This is a genomic window from Colwellia sp. Bg11-28 (genome assembly GCF_002836245.1).
Classification (GTDB): Bacteria; Pseudomonadota; Gammaproteobacteria; order Enterobacterales; family Alteromonadaceae; genus Colwellia; species Colwellia psychrerythraea_A.
Genome location: NZ_PJBA01000018.1, coordinates 553,714 through 571,308, shown reverse-complemented (window position 1 = coordinate 571,308; position 17,595 = coordinate 553,714). Strand labels below are relative to the sequence as shown.

Annotated in this window: 16 protein-coding genes and 1 pseudogene; 5 read left to right on the top strand and 12 right to left on the bottom strand. The window is 35.3% G+C overall.

The window, feature by feature from the left end; all coding sequences use genetic code 11:
* The first annotated feature begins 341 nt into the window (after nucleotides 1-341).
* Both CXF79_RS19710 and CXF79_RS19705 read left to right on the top strand, forming a co-directional pair.
* Nucleotides 342-782, top strand: coding sequence for a YtoQ family protein (locus CXF79_RS19710; RefSeq protein WP_101157384.1), 441 nt, complete (start codon nucleotides 342-344; stop codon nucleotides 780-782).
* A 149-nt stretch (nucleotides 783-931) separates the two neighbouring features.
* Nucleotides 932-1,804 carry an urea transporter gene (locus CXF79_RS19705; protein ID WP_101157382.1) on the top strand — a complete coding sequence of 291 codons (873 nt, stop codon included), beginning with the start codon at nucleotides 932-934 and terminating at the stop codon, nucleotides 1,802-1,804.
* A gap of 151 nt (nucleotides 1,805-1,955) precedes the next feature.
* Here CXF79_RS19705 and CXF79_RS19700 read toward each other — a convergent pair whose 3' ends face one another.
* The 11 genes and pseudogenes from CXF79_RS19700 to CXF79_RS19655 form a co-directional block, all read right to left on the bottom strand.
* Nucleotides 1,956-2,468 (bottom strand): GNAT family N-acetyltransferase, encoded by a 513-nt coding sequence (locus tag CXF79_RS19700; protein WP_011045045.1) that lies wholly within the window; start codon nucleotides 2,466-2,468, stop codon nucleotides 1,956-1,958.
* A gap of 87 nt (nucleotides 2,469-2,555) precedes the next feature.
* Nucleotides 2,556-3,422: a pantoate--beta-alanine ligase gene (gene panC / locus CXF79_RS19695; protein ID WP_011045044.1), complete on the bottom strand. Its 867-nt coding sequence runs from the start codon at nucleotides 3,420-3,422 to the stop codon at nucleotides 2,556-2,558.
* A 110-nt stretch (nucleotides 3,423-3,532) separates the two neighbouring features.
* On the bottom strand, nucleotides 3,533-4,327 hold the full coding sequence (gene panB / locus CXF79_RS19690) for a 3-methyl-2-oxobutanoate hydroxymethyltransferase (protein WP_011045043.1): 795 nt from the start codon (nucleotides 4,325-4,327) through the stop codon (nucleotides 3,533-3,535).
* A gap of 82 nt (nucleotides 4,328-4,409) precedes the next feature.
* A complete protein-coding gene (folK, locus tag CXF79_RS19685; protein ID WP_101157380.1) occupies nucleotides 4,410-4,910 on the bottom strand; it encodes a 2-amino-4-hydroxy-6-hydroxymethyldihydropteridine diphosphokinase in 501 nt (166 codons plus the stop codon).
* Between the two features lie 10 nt (nucleotides 4,911-4,920).
* Nucleotides 4,921-6,345, bottom strand: a complete 1,425-nt coding sequence (pcnB, locus tag CXF79_RS19680) for a polynucleotide adenylyltransferase PcnB (RefSeq protein ID WP_101157378.1) — start codon at nucleotides 6,343-6,345, stop codon at nucleotides 4,921-4,923.
* A gap of 221 nt (nucleotides 6,346-6,566) precedes the next feature.
* Nucleotides 6,567-6,818, bottom strand: a pseudogene (locus tag CXF79_RS19675) (short-chain dehydrogenase); the annotation flags it as partial.
* Between the two features lie 439 nt (nucleotides 6,819-7,257).
* Complete coding sequence (locus tag CXF79_RS19670; RefSeq protein WP_101157376.1) at nucleotides 7,258-9,648, bottom strand: AAA family ATPase; 2,391 nt, start codon at nucleotides 9,646-9,648, stop codon at nucleotides 7,258-7,260.
* Nucleotides 9,641-10,360 carry an ABC-three component system middle component 1 gene (locus CXF79_RS19665; RefSeq protein WP_101157374.1) on the bottom strand — a complete coding sequence of 240 codons (720 nt, stop codon included), beginning with the start codon at nucleotides 10,358-10,360 and terminating at the stop codon, nucleotides 9,641-9,643. Before CXF79_RS19665 ends, CXF79_RS19670 begins: the two co-directional genes overlap by 8 nt.
* Nucleotides 10,353-11,996: an ABC-three component system protein gene (locus CXF79_RS19660; RefSeq protein WP_101157372.1), complete on the bottom strand. Its 1,644-nt coding sequence runs from the start codon at nucleotides 11,994-11,996 to the stop codon at nucleotides 10,353-10,355. The genes CXF79_RS19665 and CXF79_RS19660 overlap by 8 nt, the downstream gene beginning before the upstream one ends.
* Before the next feature lie 2 nt (nucleotides 11,997-11,998).
* The gene (locus CXF79_RS23860; RefSeq protein ID WP_269801480.1) at nucleotides 11,999-12,124 is read right to left on the bottom strand and encodes a hypothetical protein; all 126 of its coding nucleotides are present in this window, start codon (nucleotides 12,122-12,124) and stop codon (nucleotides 11,999-12,001) included.
* 129 nt (nucleotides 12,125-12,253) lie between these two features.
* Complete coding sequence (locus tag CXF79_RS19655; protein ID WP_101157370.1) at nucleotides 12,254-12,481, bottom strand: helix-turn-helix domain-containing protein; 228 nt, start codon at nucleotides 12,479-12,481, stop codon at nucleotides 12,254-12,256.
* Between the two features lie 150 nt (nucleotides 12,482-12,631).
* On the opposite strand from CXF79_RS19655, the gene CXF79_RS19650 reads away from it, so the two are divergent.
* The 3 genes from CXF79_RS19650 to CXF79_RS19640 all read left to right on the top strand — a co-directional run bounded on the left by CXF79_RS19650 (nucleotide 12,632) and on the right by CXF79_RS19640 (nucleotide 15,136).
* Nucleotides 12,632-13,141 carry a hypothetical protein gene (locus tag CXF79_RS19650; RefSeq protein WP_101157368.1) on the top strand — a complete coding sequence of 170 codons (510 nt, stop codon included), beginning with the start codon at nucleotides 12,632-12,634 and terminating at the stop codon, nucleotides 13,139-13,141.
* Nucleotides 13,142-13,159: 18 nt separating this feature from the next.
* Complete coding sequence (locus CXF79_RS19645; protein ID WP_101157366.1) at nucleotides 13,160-14,593, top strand: DEAD/DEAH box helicase; 1,434 nt, start codon at nucleotides 13,160-13,162, stop codon at nucleotides 14,591-14,593.
* Nucleotides 14,594-14,710: 117 nt separating this feature from the next.
* Nucleotides 14,711-15,136, top strand: coding sequence for a hypothetical protein (locus CXF79_RS19640; RefSeq protein WP_101157364.1), 426 nt, complete (start codon nucleotides 14,711-14,713; stop codon nucleotides 15,134-15,136).
* A gap of 1,182 nt (nucleotides 15,137-16,318) precedes the next feature.
* Here CXF79_RS19640 and CXF79_RS19635 read toward each other — a convergent pair.
* Nucleotides 16,319-17,512, bottom strand: coding sequence for an iron-containing alcohol dehydrogenase (locus CXF79_RS19635; protein WP_101157362.1), 1,194 nt, complete (start codon nucleotides 17,510-17,512; stop codon nucleotides 16,319-16,321).
* Between the last annotated feature and the right edge of the window lie 83 nt (nucleotides 17,513-17,595).

The window sequence follows — 17,595 nt, the reverse complement described above, 5'->3', positions numbered from 1 at the left end:
CCTTGGAGTATTTTAACCAACACAAGTGGGCAATAATTTAATGGTATTGGTATAAAGCCCTTTTATGGTTACTTAACTACAGAAGGGCTTTATAACTTACAATGCTGATTTTGTCTGTCGCCTTTTAGCAAGATTGTTATGATGGATTAGCATTTTGAGTTTAGATCCCGTTTGATTTCAATTTCGCTTAAAATTAAACACACCCCCATTTTTGTTGTATCCCACATAGTGGAATTTTATTCCATTATATTCACATAGTGAACAACAATAATTCATGTATTATGGGTAAATATAACCTTCGCTAAATATAGCTTTAGCTAACTCTAACTAGGGGCTTAATGATGAAATTATCAGTATATCTTTCCGGTGAAATTCATACCGATTGGCGCGAAAAAATTATTCAAGGTTGCCAAGAGAGCAACTTAAACATCGTCTTTTCTTCGGCGGTTACTCATCATGAAACGAGTGATAGTGCGGGTGATCATCTTGGTGCTGAAACAGAACAGTTTTGGCGTGATAATAAATCGGCCAAAGTGAACGCCATACGAACAAAAACGCTTATTGAGCGTTGTGATGTTGCTATTATCCGTTTTGGGGATAAATACAAACAATGGAATGCTGCTTTTGATGCCGGTTATTGCGCTGCATTAGATAAGCCTTATATTACCTTACATAGTGAAGAGTTGATTCACCCGTTAAAAGAAGTGGATGCCAGTGCACAAGCTTGGGCTACATCGGTTGAACAAGTGATAACAACGCTAAAGTATATTAGTAGCAACTAGCTTAAAACACTAATTTCACTAGCCACTGATAGTTTTAGTGGTAGTGAATACCTAAGGTTATCCTTCCTTTATTCTAGCGGTATAACCGTTAGGATAAGTCGTAGCTTGACTTGTTACTGTCGATACAGTTTTGCGGTCAATAAATAATCATGAATTATCCAGCTGAAAATTTCACCAAACGTTTTTTAAGTAGCTTAGCTCAAGTTATGTTGCAATCAAATACTGTCACTGGCTTCCTATTTTTGGTAGGTATTGGATTAAACTCACCTACAATGTTGCTAGGATGTATACTGGCAATTTTATCGAGTTTAGCCGTTGCTAAATTATTTCAGTATGATTCAAACTGCGTAACTAAAGGTTTTTATGGCTTCAATGCTGCTTTGGTTGGTATCGCAGTATTCTCCCTTTTACCTCTGAGTTTTATCTCTCTTGTTTTGGTGTTATTGGGAGGTGCTTTTTCGGCGCTTCTTATGCATGTGATGATAACTAAAATACCAAGCATTCCCGCGTTGACTACACCCTTTATTCTTTCAACATGGACGATTGTGTTGATCATTGATTCTGTAGGATTAGCAGATCCAATGTCGGGGAGTTTTACTGGCTCTATATCACCGACACTCATTGATTCTTTGCAAGGAGTTCTTCGTGGTGTAGGGCAAGTTATGCTGCAAGACAGTTGGCTTTCAGGTGCAGTATTTTGTTGTGCACTGCTGTTCAGTTCCTATAAAACCGCAGTATGGGCAATATTGGGATCACTTATCGGCCTGCTGGTCGCGACTACTTTTGGTTTTTCTCAAGAGAAAGCAATGATGGGACTTTATGGTTTCAATGGCTGCCTTGTCGCTATCGCGCTTGTCGATCGCTACCCTAATAAGTATTGGCTTATCATTTTGGCTATTTTATTCTCAGTACTGTTTACAAGAGTTTTTGAGATGATAGCCATACCTGCTTTTACCGCGCCGTTTGTTATGACTACTTGGCTTATGATTGGCATTGTTAAATTAAAGGCTGACTTTGATTAAATATGTGTTAGTCATAATCTCTTTAAAGTAGGTAATCGCTAGGTACTAACTAGGTAAAAGAGTACCCAAGGTTTATTTAATGCGGATTAAATGACTAGTTAATTCTTCAATTCAAGCATTGTATAAACAAGGCTGATTCTTATTACATCACTTATTGATGAATAAAAGCTTTGAGTTCAGGTTTATGTTTTAAATACAGTTGGAATCGATTATATAGAGCAGGATTTAAAAATTTACACAGTAAGTCGTCTGCAATAAGAGTAAATCCATTCTCTAGGTATAGTTTACTTAACGAAGTGTGTGCAAAACAAATTAGCGGCTGATGATGCGTTATCGTATGTTTTAGTAGTTGCACTGCATAACCTTGCTTCTGATAATCAGGTGAAACAAGCAATGCATGTAGTAAGTATTGTGGTTTATCTTGGCTCAAGTCTTGAAAAATATCGGTGGACGTCACTTCAGTAGCTGTGTCTATCTGTTGCGATTTATTGCCTTGTGAGATAATTACGCTAGCAATTATGTTGTCACCCATCTTGATAAGGTAGCAATTATCAAAGCCAATAAATCTTGCTGAATAATGGTTATCTTTATAGAAGCGTAAAATGGCCTTTTTATCGGTTTTCTTCGACAGTTTTGGATAAGAACTTAATGAACTATGAGACATTGTTATGATTGTATCGGCACTAATTAAATGTTTACTCAGCTAAAAAGAATAAGCGAAGTAAACATTTAAAGTAATGAGCAAAGGGCGTTAAGCTAGGTTTACTTGCAAGTTATCAATTAAACGAGCTTTACCACAGTGTGCTGCCGCTAGAATAACTAACTGAGTATCATCTTCACTTGCTGGCTGCAATGTTTCTGCGTGACAGACATGTAGATAATCTGTGTGTAAACCAGCATCATTAATTGTCTTAGCAGCATGTTTAGCTAAGCCAATAAAATCAATGCTATCTTGCTGAGCATAACCTGCTCTAATTTGTTCGCCTAACCAATGTAAGCTTTGGTGTAGGGCAGGTGCGATAGCTTTCTCTTCCTCTGTTAAATAACCATTACGAGAACTCAGAGCCAAACCACTTTCTTCTCTTATGGTTGCCACTGGAATTATAGTGATTGGCATCGACAAGTCTTCAACCATTCTTTGAATGACTTGTACTTGCTGATAATCCTTTAAGCCAAAACAAGCCACATCTGGTTGTACTAGATTAAATAGTTTACAGACAATCGTAGCAACACCACGAAAATGACCAGGACGACTCTCCCCACAATATCCGTCAGAGATATTTGGTACTTCAACAAAGCTTTGTTTAGCGAGGCCTTTGGGGTAAATAATGTCAGGTGACGGTGTAAATAGTAAATCAGTACCAGCGGCAGTCAATTTTTGCTCATCATTGATCATCGTGCGCGGGTAGTTTTCAATATCTTCATTTACGCCAAATTGCATTGGATTCACAAAAATACTGGCAACAACCTTATCAGCATGTTTGTGTGCTTCAGCTACTAACGAAATATGGCCTGCATGTAAGTTACCCATAGTAGGGACAAAAGCAACGGTTAAACCTTGTTGACGCCATGCTTTTACTTGTGCACGTAATTCACTAATTTGACTGACTGTTTTCATAAATTTATCTTGCCGTTATTTTTTATAAGTATTCTATTGTTAGTATCTTATTAATAGAGCTATGTTTTGAGTTTTTGCTAAAAAGTACTAAATTCATTTGTTTGTTGGGATTACTTGAATATATGCTCATCACCTGGGAAGTTACCTTCACTCACTTCACTGATATAGAGCTCAACGGCTTTTTTTATATCACCAGTATCTTTTAAGAAGTTGCGCGAAAACTTAGGCATATAATTACACGCAATACCTAAGGCATCGTGCATAACTAAAATTTGTCCATCAGTGTCTTTACCTGCGCCTATACCAATAGTTGGAATAGTAAGCGCTTGCGTGATGGCTTCACCTAAAATCGCTGGAATACATTCAAGTACCAATAGTTGAGCGCCAGCTGCTTCAAGTGCTTTTGCATCAGCGATCATTTGTTGGGCTTTGTCATCGTCACGGCCTTGCACTTTAAAGCCACCGAAAATATTAACTGATTGCGGTGTTAAACCTAAATGAGCACAAACGGGAACACCGCGTTCAACAAGGGCAGAAATAGTGCCGTTAAGCCAAGCACCACCTTCTATTTTTACCATACTAGCGCCTGCTTGCATTAACAGCGCTGCATTTGCTAGAGCTTGCTCTTCGTTGGCATAGCTCATAAAAGGCATATCGGCGATAATAAGGGTCTCTTCAACGCCACGTTTTACACAACGTGTATGATAAGCCATATCTTCGATTGTCACAGGTAATGTGCTGTCTTGCCCCTGTAATACCATACCTAAAGAGTCGCCAATAAGTATGGCGTGTATGCCTGCTTGATCAAATAATTTTGCAAAGCTGGCATCATAGGCAGTAATAGTTGATATCTTTTTGCCTTGTTGTTTCATGTTAAGCAAGCTTGCAGTAGTGATTTTAGCCATGACTTTTCCGAATAGGTTAATTAGCTTATTAAGCAGTTAGCGTTAATGAGTATACTGTTAAGGGTAATAATTTTAATATTCATTATGTTGATAATGATAATTTGACTATGCCATTACTGTTGATTTCGCTAGCAAGTTCGATGATTAAGCTACGGTCTGGTAATTGCAAAGAAGGCGCAATCTCTGCGAGAGGAAGTAGAACGAACTCTCTCAGCTTCATACCATAGTGAGGAACAGTTAAGCGCTCATTCTCTATGAATTCATTACCGTACAGTAAAATATCACAATCGAGAATTCGTGCGCCCCAACGGTTATCTTTTCGTACCCGCCCAGCCAAATTTTCTATGGCTTGTAAAGCGTCTAATAATTCAAGTGCAGATAAACTTGTCTCGATGGCAATTACCGCATTGATGTAATCATCTTGATCTTGTGGGCCCATCGGCTTACTCAAGTACAAAGAGGAAAAGGCAATAACATGACTTGCGGATATTTTACCTATTTCTTTAGCTGCGTTGCTCACCTGAATCCTTGGATCTGATAAGTTACTACCTAAACCAATATAAGCTGTTACTTTGTTTTGCATCAGCTTGCCGTTATGCTTCAGGTGGTTTTGCAGCAGGCTTACGACGTTTCTTTGCTGGGCGCCTTTTTGCGCCTTGTGGTAATTTTACGCCTTTGATCATTTGAAGACGGGCTTCGTTTGAGACCTCTTGAAAATCTGTCCACCAGTGTGCCAATTCTTTAAGCTCATCAGTATCTTCTATTTGTGCGCGTAGTAACAAGAAGTCATAACCTGCTCTAAATTTAGGATGCTCTAACGTTTTAAATGCTCGTTTTCCTTCGCGGCGGCCTAACTTATCTTGCAGGATCCAAATATCTTTAATGACGGCTTGGAAACGTTTAGGAATCGCAATACTGCGTTGCTGCTCTGGCATTATTTCATTTAGGGCAGCAAAGAAGATATCTTGTGGAGTCAGTTGAGTCGTGACTTTAATTTGCTGAATATGCTTTTGTAATGGATACCAAAGCATAGCAGCAAATAAAAACGCAGGCGTTACTCGTTGATCATTGTTTATGCGTTTGTCAGTGTTTTCCATCGCCAGCATAATAAAGTCGAGTAAAAAACGTTGCTGGTCTGATTCATCGTTAAGTGCTTGTTCAACAGCAGGGAAGAAATAGCCAAAGAGGTTGTAACTACGTAGTTGCTCAAAGTTAGCGACAGCTTTACCTGCAATGAACATTTTTAAGAATTCTTCAAATAAACGAGCCGCAGGAATATTGGCCATTAAAGTAGATAATTCTTTAATCGGTGCTTTAGTATCATCACTTATTTGCATATCAAGCTTGGTAGCAAAGCGAATGGCTCGTAGCATACGTACTGGATCTTCACGGTAACGAGTTTCAGGATCGCCAATTAAGCGAATCACCTTATCGTTTACATCTTGAACGCCATTAGCAAAATCATAAACTTTAAAGTCTTTAGCTGAGTAATATAACGCATTGATAGTGAAGTCTCTACGTTCAGCATCTTCCTCGATACTACCGTATATGTTGTCACGCAATAGCATGCCATCTTCGCTTTGCTTAGAGGTTTTCTTGCAGCTTTTTTCTTGTTCAGAAGCATTATCGTGATGGCCCCTAAAGGTTGCAACCTCAATTATTTCACGACCAAAAACAATGTGTGCTAAGCGAAAACGTCTACCAATTAAGCGACAATTTCTAAACAGCTCTTTAATTTCATCAGGTGTCGCATTTGTTGCAATATCAAAATCTTTAGGTTTAAAGCCTAATAAAATATCACGAACGCCGCCACCAACAAGGTAGGCATCAAAACCACCTTTATTTAAGCGATATAATACTTTAAGTGCATTTGGGCTAAGTAATTTACGTGAAACGGGATGCTGATCTCGTGAGAAGATCAATGGGTTATCAAAGGATGCAGTTGTAACATTAGTGTTGCTACGGGCGCTTTTCTTAGCGTCCTTTTTAGGGGTCGTTTTGGCGATAGTTTTACTCACTTTTTTGGAGAAAACTCTTTTGCATAAATTAATAACGCTTTTGATAGTCACAGGCCTTTAATACAGACATAAAATAGTGGCGCAATGATATAACAGTGGAGGGCAAAAGAGAATAACTGTCATGGCAAATAGCATGAAAAAGCAGCAAAAAAAGGATAGAAAAATAAGCCTGTGAAGCAAAGCTCATTTTTATTTCTTAAACTGGCTTATTTAGATTAAATTTACCAAGGTAATGTTTCGCCATTTGAGTGCTTAAATACACCTGAATCTGCCATGGATAAGTTATCCATTAAGGCAATTAGTCGCTCAGCTGCTTCGTTCGCGCTAATGTCACCATTACTCAAAACGCCATCGCGATTTACCATCTCGGTTTGTACATAACCAGGATGATAAATACCGACAGCGATATTATCCTCTGTCAGATCACGTGCCAATGATACTGCTGCGATATTAAGCGCGGCTTTAGACATGCGTGCGTATTTACTCCAGTGACTTTTGTAGATGTTTGGCTGGGTGGGCGTTTCGTTAGTATTATATAGCTCTGCAGCAAGGTAATGATAATAATTATCCCTTATAAAAAACATCTACAGTAGATGTTTACAGATAAAATAAATTTAGTAATAGTGTTCAATTTAGGTACTTTAAAGTTGTAGATAAAATTGTTTCATCTAAACTACATGTTAATTCATTATTAACAATTAAAGCTCGAAACATTGAATATCATAAGCATAACTATTGAGAGTCTAGTATTAAATTGACTCTAACTTTTTAAAAGCAAATCAAGTTTAATTGAGGTATTGTCCGTCCGCCATGCTAATGCTTCCATTATCATAATGTTCGATAACAGATTATAGTGAGCTCCAAGCTCTGAATTTAAATTCACATGATTAAAATAATCAACCTTGATTAATATCAACTGAGCCTACGACTTTTCATATTTATTAACTCAACCTTGGAGTTCTTTTGATATTTATATGCAAAATAATTCGCACTTTTCCTCTCATGAGTTGATATAACAACCTGAGATGAAGGAAATTCATTTCTCAATAATTGTACAAAAGACGCTAGATTAATTTCATCCATAGTTTGAACAGGATCATCAATTAAAAGAGTTGATAACTTAGTCGGATAAACTTTATTCATTGCTAACATAAATGAAATAACCAAACCTGATAACTGCCCTGAACTCATGGTATTCCAAGCGTCATGATCATCATTCAAATTTGAAACAAACCTCAAGTACCCATTTTCTCTGTTGTTTTCCGCGCTTTGAAGGAAAACCCCGTTACCGTCTGGTCTAGTTTGAAGTACCTTACTGCTATAAATATAAAATGGAATGGCAACCTGCTTGGCTACAATTTTTTCATAATCTTTTATTTGCTTTTTGTACTTATTAAATAACGATTTAACAAGTGATTCTTTATTTAAGATCACTTTCTTTTGTTTATCTAGGTTAGATAACTTAAGTATTATGTCTCGGTGTTTAGAAGAGTTTGAGTGTAATTCAGTCAAGGCAATATAATCTAAGTCTTGCTTAATATCTTCATTTGAAATGATGGTACTATCTTCAAAAGTTTTAATTAAGCTCTCAGTCACAGATAAACCATAAAATTGAAGCGCTTTTTTTAATTCATCAACACTTTTTTCTGTACTAACAGCTTTAGCATTTCTTCTTATATTTGATTGAAGTTCAGAAAGTTTAATGCGTAATTCATCTTCGTTTATTTTAGCATTATTCGCTAATATTGATGATTCAAAACTAACATTATGTTCCATTAACCAACGCTTTATTTTTTGCATTTTCTCCCATCTATCTTCTGTTATCAATTTACTAGACAGAGGGGCCAATAAGCCAACATATTGTTGGTATTTGTTGATGAAAGATAAAGATTTATTAATACATTTTGATATAAATTCATCTACTAAATAAACTGAAATATCTTCCAATTTAGTCAGGCTATCTGATTTTAGTCCCTCAAAAACTTTGGTTTGTGATGCATATTCTATCCAAAGTTGATTATCAGTTAATTTCACATCACCACAAAATGGGCAACTTACATCAGCTTTATTTACATCATTATTTATATGAATTTGATATTGCTGTTGTAAGGCTTCTCGACTTTGAGAAATCTTATTAAGTATCTGCTGATATGAACCTAACTCTTTTTGCAATTTAAAATAATCTTCAATTTTAAGTGCATAGTTTGAAACTAAACTTGGAAAATAACTTATAAATTGAGAAAGAACATCAGTAGTTAAATTTTTAGGGGACTCAGGAGCTATTTTATTAAACGCTTCATACTCATTAATTTTTTTTACTAACTTATTTAACCAGCTAACATGTTTTTCAATTTTCAAAATATTACTAAAGCTAGATTTATTACCAACAAGGATAAGATCTTTGAGTTCTTGAATTCTATTTTCACATAAGTAATTTAAGAGGTTATTAAATTCAAGAGCATGGAATTCATCAATATTTTTACTGATCCATAACACGTCATGTAGCGAATTTTTATAAACACCAATCTGCTCTGAATTTTTTGGCTCAAATGTAATGACTTTTGAAATGAGACCAGTAGGAACAATATCTTTTCTATCAGAAGGTTGGCCAAATTCTTTATCAAAATCTAATTCAAACGCTTTCTTATACGTTGATAATTTTTCTATATTCTCATGAATTTGAGCTAACTTTCGACTTAACTTATTTTTGATATTTTGTAGCTGCTCTTTTTCAGCATTTTGCTTTGTTGTACCAAATAAGTAATTTATTTTTTTATGCCTATCACTTTCGCTGATTTTCAAAAAGTGACACGTTTCTTCCTGCTGAATATAGTTAAATAAATCGAACGTGTTTTCTAGCGCATCATTACCTACAATCTCATTAAGGGATTGTCCCTCAAAAAAACTAAACTGAACGTTTTCTGTGAAATTAGTTGGCCATTCTTTAAGAAGAATTTGACTTACAGAGCAATTAACAGCCTTGTTATCATCTTTGGATGTATTAGGAGGAATAGAAACATAAACAACTACTTTTGTATTATTCTCTTCAATTAGCTCTAAAAATATTCGAGTTTCTTTGTCCGCCTTATTTTTGAGTAGATGGCTATTTTTCTGTTTTCTATCAGTACTTAAAATACGCCCAATTCTTCTAGTAAAGCATAATTCAATAGCATCAAATAATGTTGTTTTACCAAATCCGTTTGGACCATCAAGAATTAATAAGTCGTTACCATTGAAATCAACCGTAAAACTATCTTCAAATGATTTAAAGTTTTCTACTCTTAATTTACCTAACTTAATCATTTAATATCCCTATATTTTCAATCCAATTGTCTATAGCTTCACTAGTCGTTAATGCTAATAAATTAGGAAGCTCTTCTAGCTCATCTATACTAAGACTTACATTTATCATGCTATCTAAATCTAACTGCTCACGCTCCGTCACCGATAAAGTAAGAAATGGCAACTTTTCATACAACCTTGCAATGAAGTCATACTCTTCATCGCCAAAAGAAACAAAAAAATCATATTTTTCTATATTGGAAATTATGGTATTGCAATATTCTGATAAATTTATATCAAGTAATCGCTTGTTAATAATAATATCTAAATCAAGATTAGAATAATAAAGAACTTGTTTTTTATAATAATAAGAGTCTTCTTCGATTGCTGAAACCGACTTTAATAATGTTAATTTAGACTCTTCATCAGGAACATTCGTTGTTAAAATCAAGCTTGTATTTTTTTCAAAGAAATGTGTTACTTCAAATGGTAAAGCTTCTTGCTCTAACATTTTTTTCTTAAGCTGGGTAAACAAGGTTATTTGAATTTTTTTATTAACAAACTGTAATTGCGTATAAGGGAGATCAATAAAAATAAAATATTCAAAAGAATCCTTAGTCGCTATATATAAGTTTAAATATGAGTCACCTGAAATTTTAAACTCGGTTTCCACATGAACAGTGAAATTTTGCTCAACAGCTATTCTATTTACTAGAGTTTCCATATTACTCATTACTAATTATCCTTATTGCATTTTCTAAAGATTCAAACTTGATGTTATTCACATTATTAGTCCTATGATCAATATCAACAGTCGCTTCGGCATCGATGGCCTCAATGATGTTTTGCAACGCTACCGATTCACCACTGACATCATGACCAGGGCTGGTTTGTACCACCAAATGAGAAGCGTCTAACAATGACGTGATTGCATTATTTTGAGAGATTTTATGCTTATATATTTCTAGGTTCTCCTGCCATTCTTCTGCATCATTTGACTGTAAATTAATTGTAGAGGGGTGATAAGTAAAAGAATCATTTGCTTTGATAAGGAGAGTATCAACAGAGTCTAATTCTTGGATTAATCTCAAGAATACATCCTTTATTAAATATGGATTAATGATGTTACCGTAATACATGCCTTTGGATGTATTATTGCTTTCATGCGGAGATATTAACGCTAATAGACTTGAGCAAGAATACTGACAAAGAATGTTTTTTCTAAAATATTCTAAATTAAGTATCCTTTTTTTATTTAACTCTACGTTGTTCGCATTATCAATGCGTTGCTCTATCCTTTGAATTTGATCACTAAAGGCTTGTTCAAAGTGTTTTTTACAAAAACACTCCCAATAGTCATCATTTTGATTTTTTAATAAACGTTTAAGAGGAGTAAATAAATTTAGAAAAGAAATACATTCCCTAAGCTCTTGAAAGCCTTCCCCCTGATTATTTTGCTGCCTAATATTATCGTGTCTTTTAGCTATATGCTTATCGATTACATCGTTAAGTGATGTAAAGTATAAAGAAATATCGTCAGCTTCAATATTTTCTAAAGGATGTATTATCGCTAACAATTGAGATATTAAATCAATTATTATATCCATTAGACTTTGATCACTAAGTGCTAACTCATACTCTGTTTGAGTATCAAAATCCAAATAAACATCGAGACTCGAAAGAGTCCTTAGCCCATTTACTGTTGCATGATGTTGTGCAGGTATTCCGGCATAATCATTAATGTTCTTTCTTGGAGCTAATACTCTCTCTGCTGTATGAAAATATGTTTTAGATTCACCAAAGGTGTTATTAGAAAATGCATCAAACTCAGTGAGTAACCTAGTTAAATGCGCTTCAGATATACCATCTATATCATCTTCAATGTCTGTCCAATTATCCATTAACCTATGATTATCATCTAGATACCCAGCATCAATTAACAAATCAAATTTTGATTTTATTTGATCGAATAACAAGTCTCTTCTTTCGGTTGCATCGGCACAGTTAGTGTAATCAATATTTAGGTCAATATATTTATTAAAGTCAGTTTCAGACAAACGGCATAATTTTCTATTAAGGATTGTGACTATCGCACTAATGTGATCACCGAAGCCTTCACCAGCCTTATGCTTTACTTGATGTAAAGACACATAACTACCATTTTGCTTAATTGAAAAATCTTCTATCCATTCATATTCAATAGTATGACTGTTCAGAAAACCAATAAAATCAACAGAGTCCTTATCCATGTCATCAAGCTTTGCTAAAATCATTTTTAGACAAACATAAAGCCCGACTTTACCTTGGTAATTAAATCCATTCCAAGAAGGGGTAGCATCAAATAGAGCACTTTTTATATCTTCAGCCATAGCTACATCCCACCATAAAACGTGGCGACTAGATCTTTGAAGCTTTCTGCCACTAAATACTCTTTTAGGCAGACTTCTTCTAGAGCTTTTACTTTTTCTTTTCCCCTGAAGCTATCAAACTCATCCATGTTTAAATTCCAGATTTCTATTTTATTATTGAGCGTTAATTACTAAGGAGTTAACGTCTCGTTGTTAATTTAATATTCGTTCATTTCTGAATGCTTAATTAGAAAGCAATACTTTTTTGTATGTCACTTTCAATCATCCGAGAGATCAATTTCGGGCATTAGATCCGCAGGTTGGCATTTAAGTGCCTTTGCTATTTTAAAAAGGTTATTGATTGATATATTCACTTCACCTCTATCGATGCGGCCAATATAACTTCTGTCGATATCTGTCAGCTTTGATAACCCGTCTTGAGAAATGTTTTTTTCTTCTCTCAAACTACGTAGTTTTTCTGCAAATTTATGTATTAGATCGCTCATCGGATAAACCTCAGTTCCAAATGAACAACTATTTCATGTTGCGGATTATAATATCACGGATTATAATGCCACGGACTATAACACCACGGCTTATAGTTACACCTGACCATTAATTTTACTCTTGGTCGGTTGTTTGATGTGGAGTATTAAATGAAATTAAACAACCTTGTTGCTCAAATTGTTGTAGCACCTAACTTTGATCACTTCTCTACTGTAGAAGTTAGGTCAGCTTATTTGGCTTTACATAATGATAAAACGATTGATCCAAACGATGCCCGTAGGTTCGTTTATACCGAGCTATTGAAGTTACTGAAAAGAGGCTGGATAAAAAAGTCTGTGTCAAAGAAAAAAGGGATCACTTCGTTTATTAAAACTGAGATGTTTGATCCTGCCGCTATCGCCGTTAATCCAGAAATATATGTAGAGAAAAAGAAAGATGCTGATCTTATGGATACGCCTCACTTAGGTGAAGCATTAACCGAAAGGTTAAACCACTATAAAAATGAGCTACTAACAGGGTTTGGTGAGGCTGAAGAGTACAAACGTCTTTGCGATCAGTTTCCCAATCTTAAATCTAAATTACAACCAAAATACAATGAAGTACGAGAGCATAACAGTAAACTCCTTGGCTGTATCAAGGCAGTTGAAAACCTTATTTAAACAAGCATTAGAGATAAAATGAAATTACGCTATTGGCAAACTGACTGTATTAACTTAGCTTTAGATAAATATATTGGTGGTAAAAAACACTTTCTAGCATTAGCAACGCCTGGTGCGGGTAAAACTTTTATGGCTTCTGTACTTGCTGACAGAATGATTAAGCGTGATCTTGCAGACATTGTTATATGCTTCTCCCCGTCATCAGTCGTTTGTGTTGATTTTAGTCAAACGCTAGAAAGCGTAATTGGTGAAAAGTTTGACGGGTTATTAGGCTCTAAAGGCCAGTCTCTGACGTATCAAAGCTTGCTTCACCTTGATACAGACTTCTGGATGCTATTTAAGAAGTACCGTATTTTCGTGATTTTTGATGAAGTTCATCACTGCTCTGGTTCAAAAATTGAAAATGCTAATGCTTGGGGAGAGCAAATTATCCTTAATATTCAGGATAGTGCTGAATTCACTCTCGCATTAACTGGCACTCCTTGGCGCTCAGACACTGCTCCAATCGTCCTTTCACATTATTTGAGTCGTACTAACAAAATTCAATGTGATTACGTCTATGGGCTTTCTGAGGCAATTAGAGATGGTGTTTGCCGTACTCCCCAGATTATAGCAATTGATAATGATGATATTTCGCTTACTAGCGACAACGAAAGTAAATCGTTTAACTGCTTTAAAGATTTGTTAACTCAATCAGCATTCCCGTATCAAGAAATAATCCAAAATGAGCAGTTGTTGTTTCATGTAATTAAACAAGCTAACGACAAACTAGATAAAATTCGACTTAGTAATCCTTCCGCTGGGGGATTGATTGTTGCTGCATCAGTTGAGCATGCGACTCAAATTTTAGACCTGTTAGCTGAGCGCTTTAATGAAGCTGCTACCATCATTACATATCGAGAAGACGAACCAACAAAACTAATTCATCAGTACAAACAATCTAGTTCTAAATGGGTTGTATCTGTTGGGATGATTAGTGAAGGAACGAACATTCCGAGACTACAAGTAACTTGCCATCTAACCAGAATCAAAACCGAAATGCATTTCAGACAAATAATGGGCCGCAATTTACGGGCAACAGATGCCATAAATCAGGAGGCATTCTTGTACATGCCTGCGGAGCCTAAGCTCGTTGAGTATGCCTACCGCGTAGCTCAGGATATTCCGGATGAAGCGGACGTGGTTAAATTTGAAATAATGAATGCTAATTTTAAGGCTAAACAAGATACCGACGGTAGTGGGCAGGAAGTGAAGGCTGAATGTTCACCGAATGAGATCATAAATACTAAAAAGGACAAACTCTATTTTAATGAGTTTAAAGATAATTTAGAGCTTCAAACCACGCCGACGAATAAAAATAATCCATTAACAAATACTTACGAAAGTATGATGAATATATTTGGGAGGTTCAAGCAAGAAACTCTTGAGCTTGGATTAACCCCTTTAGAGTAATCATTATTTAAGTCTTTAGGCAAAAGGATGACATACGAGAGAGTGGATTTATTAAAGTTCAAATAAACAGTGAAAATTTGCACGTTGAAAAATCTATTTTAATTAGGAAATTCTAATATGAATGAGCGTACTCATGTTGTTGAATTAAATTTTAATGATGCAGAAATAAAATTGTTGAGGGAAGCTGGCTCATTAAGTTTTAATTCGTTGGAGATTTATATGCGGTTATCGTTGCTTGAGAAAGCTGAGAGAGATTTAACTAGACATGCATTCCGTGAACAGAATAAACAACGGTTGAATCGTGTTTTAAATACTATGAATAGCATTAGAGAAGTAAAACAATACTTTACTGATGAAGAACTTGCTTATTTACTGCCATTATTGAAAAAGTGGTGTAGTAACGAATCAGAAATTGTTAACTGGCTTAATACGTACAAAATCCCAGCATGTGCCAACAAAACACCTTGCGATTTATATAAATCTGGTAAAAAAGAGCTTTTCCTTCAGTATATAAAACACATTGAAATAGGTGGTTTTGAATAGCCTCGTTATCTTTTGGTATCAATATCCTTATTTGTAGTAGCTCAAACTTGATCTGACGCTTTTAAATAAAAATAAGACTGGTTGAACTTACAGCTCATTGCTGCCGTTCATATTCTATATTTAAACGCAAATAATGAGCCTATAGTGGTCGTTTTTATTTGAAAGAATCATATCCTTTACATCTGAAATTTAATCTAACATTTTTGCGTACAGTTAGGTCCTAAATCCCAAAAGCGAATAATATTAAAATCAACCAAGACTATACAAATTTAGAGTATTAAGTCTTTGGAGCTTTCGCCCCACAGTGAGATAGAAACTAACCATCACTTTCCACATTGAAAGCCTATTTTATAGGTCAAAATCACCTACTCTAATGATCACTTTGATACGAAACCAGACGTTAGCTTTGGCTTACCTAGCGACATTTGAACCGATACAAATCATCCCTGTATTAGATAATTGAATTGTTCTAAATTTCATCAGAAATCTATAAAGCAAAAAAATTCTAATTTGTTAAAAAATAGCAAAGCGGACATTAGATTAATATTAATTTAGCTATTAAAAATTTTATGATTCTATCTCGCTGTGGGGCACATAGTTAGATGGCTTTTTTTATTCCAACATAAGTCTAATTTTTTGTTTAGGTTAAAGAACTCCAAAATAACTGTCTATTGGGCTGGCCTAAGTACTTAAACAGGCACAATTAGGAAATAAAAAATACGTCAGTTATGGGGGGGACAATAAGCTTTAGATATATATTTTTAAGTAATAATATATAGGTACTTATATTTGGTATTATCGTTTAATAATAAAGTGGTGTTTAATGCGATGATTTTTTGAAATAAAAGCTTATTTAAATAAAAGGTTTTTTATGAAGGCCGAAGATTTCTTCTGTGGTGTCGGTGGCATGAGCTAGGGAATGCAAGAAGCTGGGATTGATGTCTTACAGGAATTGATTATGAAATTGCTTGTAAGGATACTTACGAAGCAAACATTCTTAACTCTAAGTTTATTCAGATCGGTTTCGCATTCCCGACATTAGCGATGTACTTTTAAGGTGCAAGATCAGAATAGCTAAAGCGGACATTCATTCGATAGTAAAATGCATAACAGATTTAATCATAAAAATTTAGTTTGCATAGCTTACGTTGACTAACCCCTATCTAGAAAACTGGCAATAGGTTAAATACAAGCTTGTATAATATCTCGAATCTCTTTATCACTTAATTTGACGGGATTATTCCTGTAACTTGAGGCACTGATAAGTTGATCTAATGTGGCATGATTTAAACCGTATTGTGCAAATTTAGGGATTTTAAATTGTTTTTGCCAACGGTAAAGCTTATCAACTAGGGCTTGGCAATATTGCTCTTTAGTTAAGGTTTTATGGTCACTGCACAGCAGTCCTATTTTTGCCATTTTTGTTATATCTTTGTTGTTATTTTCTCTTATCATGACATCTAGTGTTACTTGGTTCGCCTTTGCGATAAGTCCCGCACACGCTACACCATGTGGAATATCATAAAACCCACCCATAGGACCCGCTATGCCATGAACTATCCCAAGGCCTGCATTGGTTAAGCAACTTCCAGATAGCATAGATGCGATTGCCAGTGCGCCACGAACCTTGGTATTTTGTGCGCCATGAGAACAGGCTGCATCAAGGTTATCTATGATGAGTTGCATACCCTTTTCAGCTAACATATCTGTCATGAGGTTACTTTTAGTCGATAAGTAGGCTTCAAGTAGTTGGGTAAAAGCATCGAGTCCGCAACAGGCTGTTTGTAAGGGAGGACAAGTGGTTGTTAAGCTTGAATCTAACCAAATTTCTGTGGGAATGAGCTTGTCATGACGAATTGATTTTTTATAACCTTGGTCTCCAACTTGACTAAATACTGCGTTTGAAGTCATTTCACTGCCTGTTCCTGATGTGGTGGGAATCGCAACGAATGGAAGAATATTATCTGGCAGTGTTAATCCTTTACCTATCCCCTCAAGATAATCTAACAAACTATGTTGTGTTACCATCATTGCTGATAAGGCCTTAGCGGCATCTAAGACAGAACCACCACCAATCCCGATAACTTTGTTTATGTTAGTTTGATTATTTTCATCCTGAAATCGTTGGCAAATTGCATCAATATCCTGCGGACTTGGTTCGCCACTGATTTGTACTAGATTCTTACTATTAATATTAATGCCACTAATGGTAAGAAACATTTTAAAGTAGGAGGAGTAATAACCTTCTTTCCCACCGGTTACCCATAACACATTATCTAAATCAGCTAAGGTATTTTCAAGACTTTTTGTAATACCGGGACCGTAATAGATTTTGGGCCATTTAGCGAAGTTAAATGCTTCTAGTAAGTATTCCATATTTAATCCTAAACTGAGTAGTTTATTTCAATATTGAGCTTTAATTTTCGTTAAATAGTATCAAAACAACTAGGACAGCCCTA

Bases quoted from the DNA above. Each gene is read 5' to 3' on its own strand.
- CXF79_RS19650 (WP_101157368.1), top strand. From the start codon at position 12,632: ATGAAATTAAACAACCTTGTTGCTCAAATTGTTGTAGCACCTAACTTT.
- CXF79_RS19710 (WP_101157384.1), top strand. From the start codon at position 342: ATGAAATTATCAGTATATCTTTCCGGTGAAATTCATACCGATTGGCGC.
- panB (WP_011045043.1), bottom strand. From the start codon at position 4,327: ATGGCTAAAATCACTACTGCAAGCTTGCTTAACATGAAACAACAAGGC.
- CXF79_RS23860 (WP_269801480.1), bottom strand. From the start codon at position 12,124: ATGGATGAGTTTGATAGCTTCAGGGGAAAAGAAAAAGTAAAAGCTCTA.
- CXF79_RS19670 (WP_101157376.1), bottom strand. From the start codon at position 9,648: ATGATTAAGTTAGGTAAATTAAGAGTAGAAAACTTTAAATCATTTGAA.
- CXF79_RS19705 (WP_101157382.1), top strand. From the start codon at position 932: ATGAATTATCCAGCTGAAAATTTCACCAAACGTTTTTTAAGTAGCTTA.
- CXF79_RS19660 (WP_101157372.1), bottom strand. From the start codon at position 11,996: ATGGCTGAAGATATAAAAAGTGCTCTATTTGATGCTACCCCTTCTTGG.
- folK (WP_101157380.1), bottom strand. From the start codon at position 4,910: ATGCAAAACAAAGTAACAGCTTATATTGGTTTAGGTAGTAACTTATCA.
- CXF79_RS19640 (WP_101157364.1), top strand. From the start codon at position 14,711: ATGAATGAGCGTACTCATGTTGTTGAATTAAATTTTAATGATGCAGAA.
- panC (WP_011045044.1), bottom strand. From the start codon at position 3,422: ATGAAAACAGTCAGTCAAATTAGTGAATTACGTGCACAAGTAAAAGCA.
- CXF79_RS19700 (WP_011045045.1), bottom strand. From the start codon at position 2,468: ATGTCTCATAGTTCATTAAGTTCTTATCCAAAACTGTCGAAGAAAACC.
- CXF79_RS19635 (WP_101157362.1), bottom strand. From the start codon at position 17,512: ATGGAATACTTACTAGAAGCATTTAACTTCGCTAAATGGCCCAAAATC.
- CXF79_RS19655 (WP_101157370.1), bottom strand. From the start codon at position 12,481: ATGAGCGATCTAATACATAAATTTGCAGAAAAACTACGTAGTTTGAGA.
- CXF79_RS19665 (WP_101157374.1), bottom strand. From the start codon at position 10,360: ATGAGTAATATGGAAACTCTAGTAAATAGAATAGCTGTTGAGCAAAAT.
- CXF79_RS19645 (WP_101157366.1), top strand. From the start codon at position 13,160: ATGAAATTACGCTATTGGCAAACTGACTGTATTAACTTAGCTTTAGAT.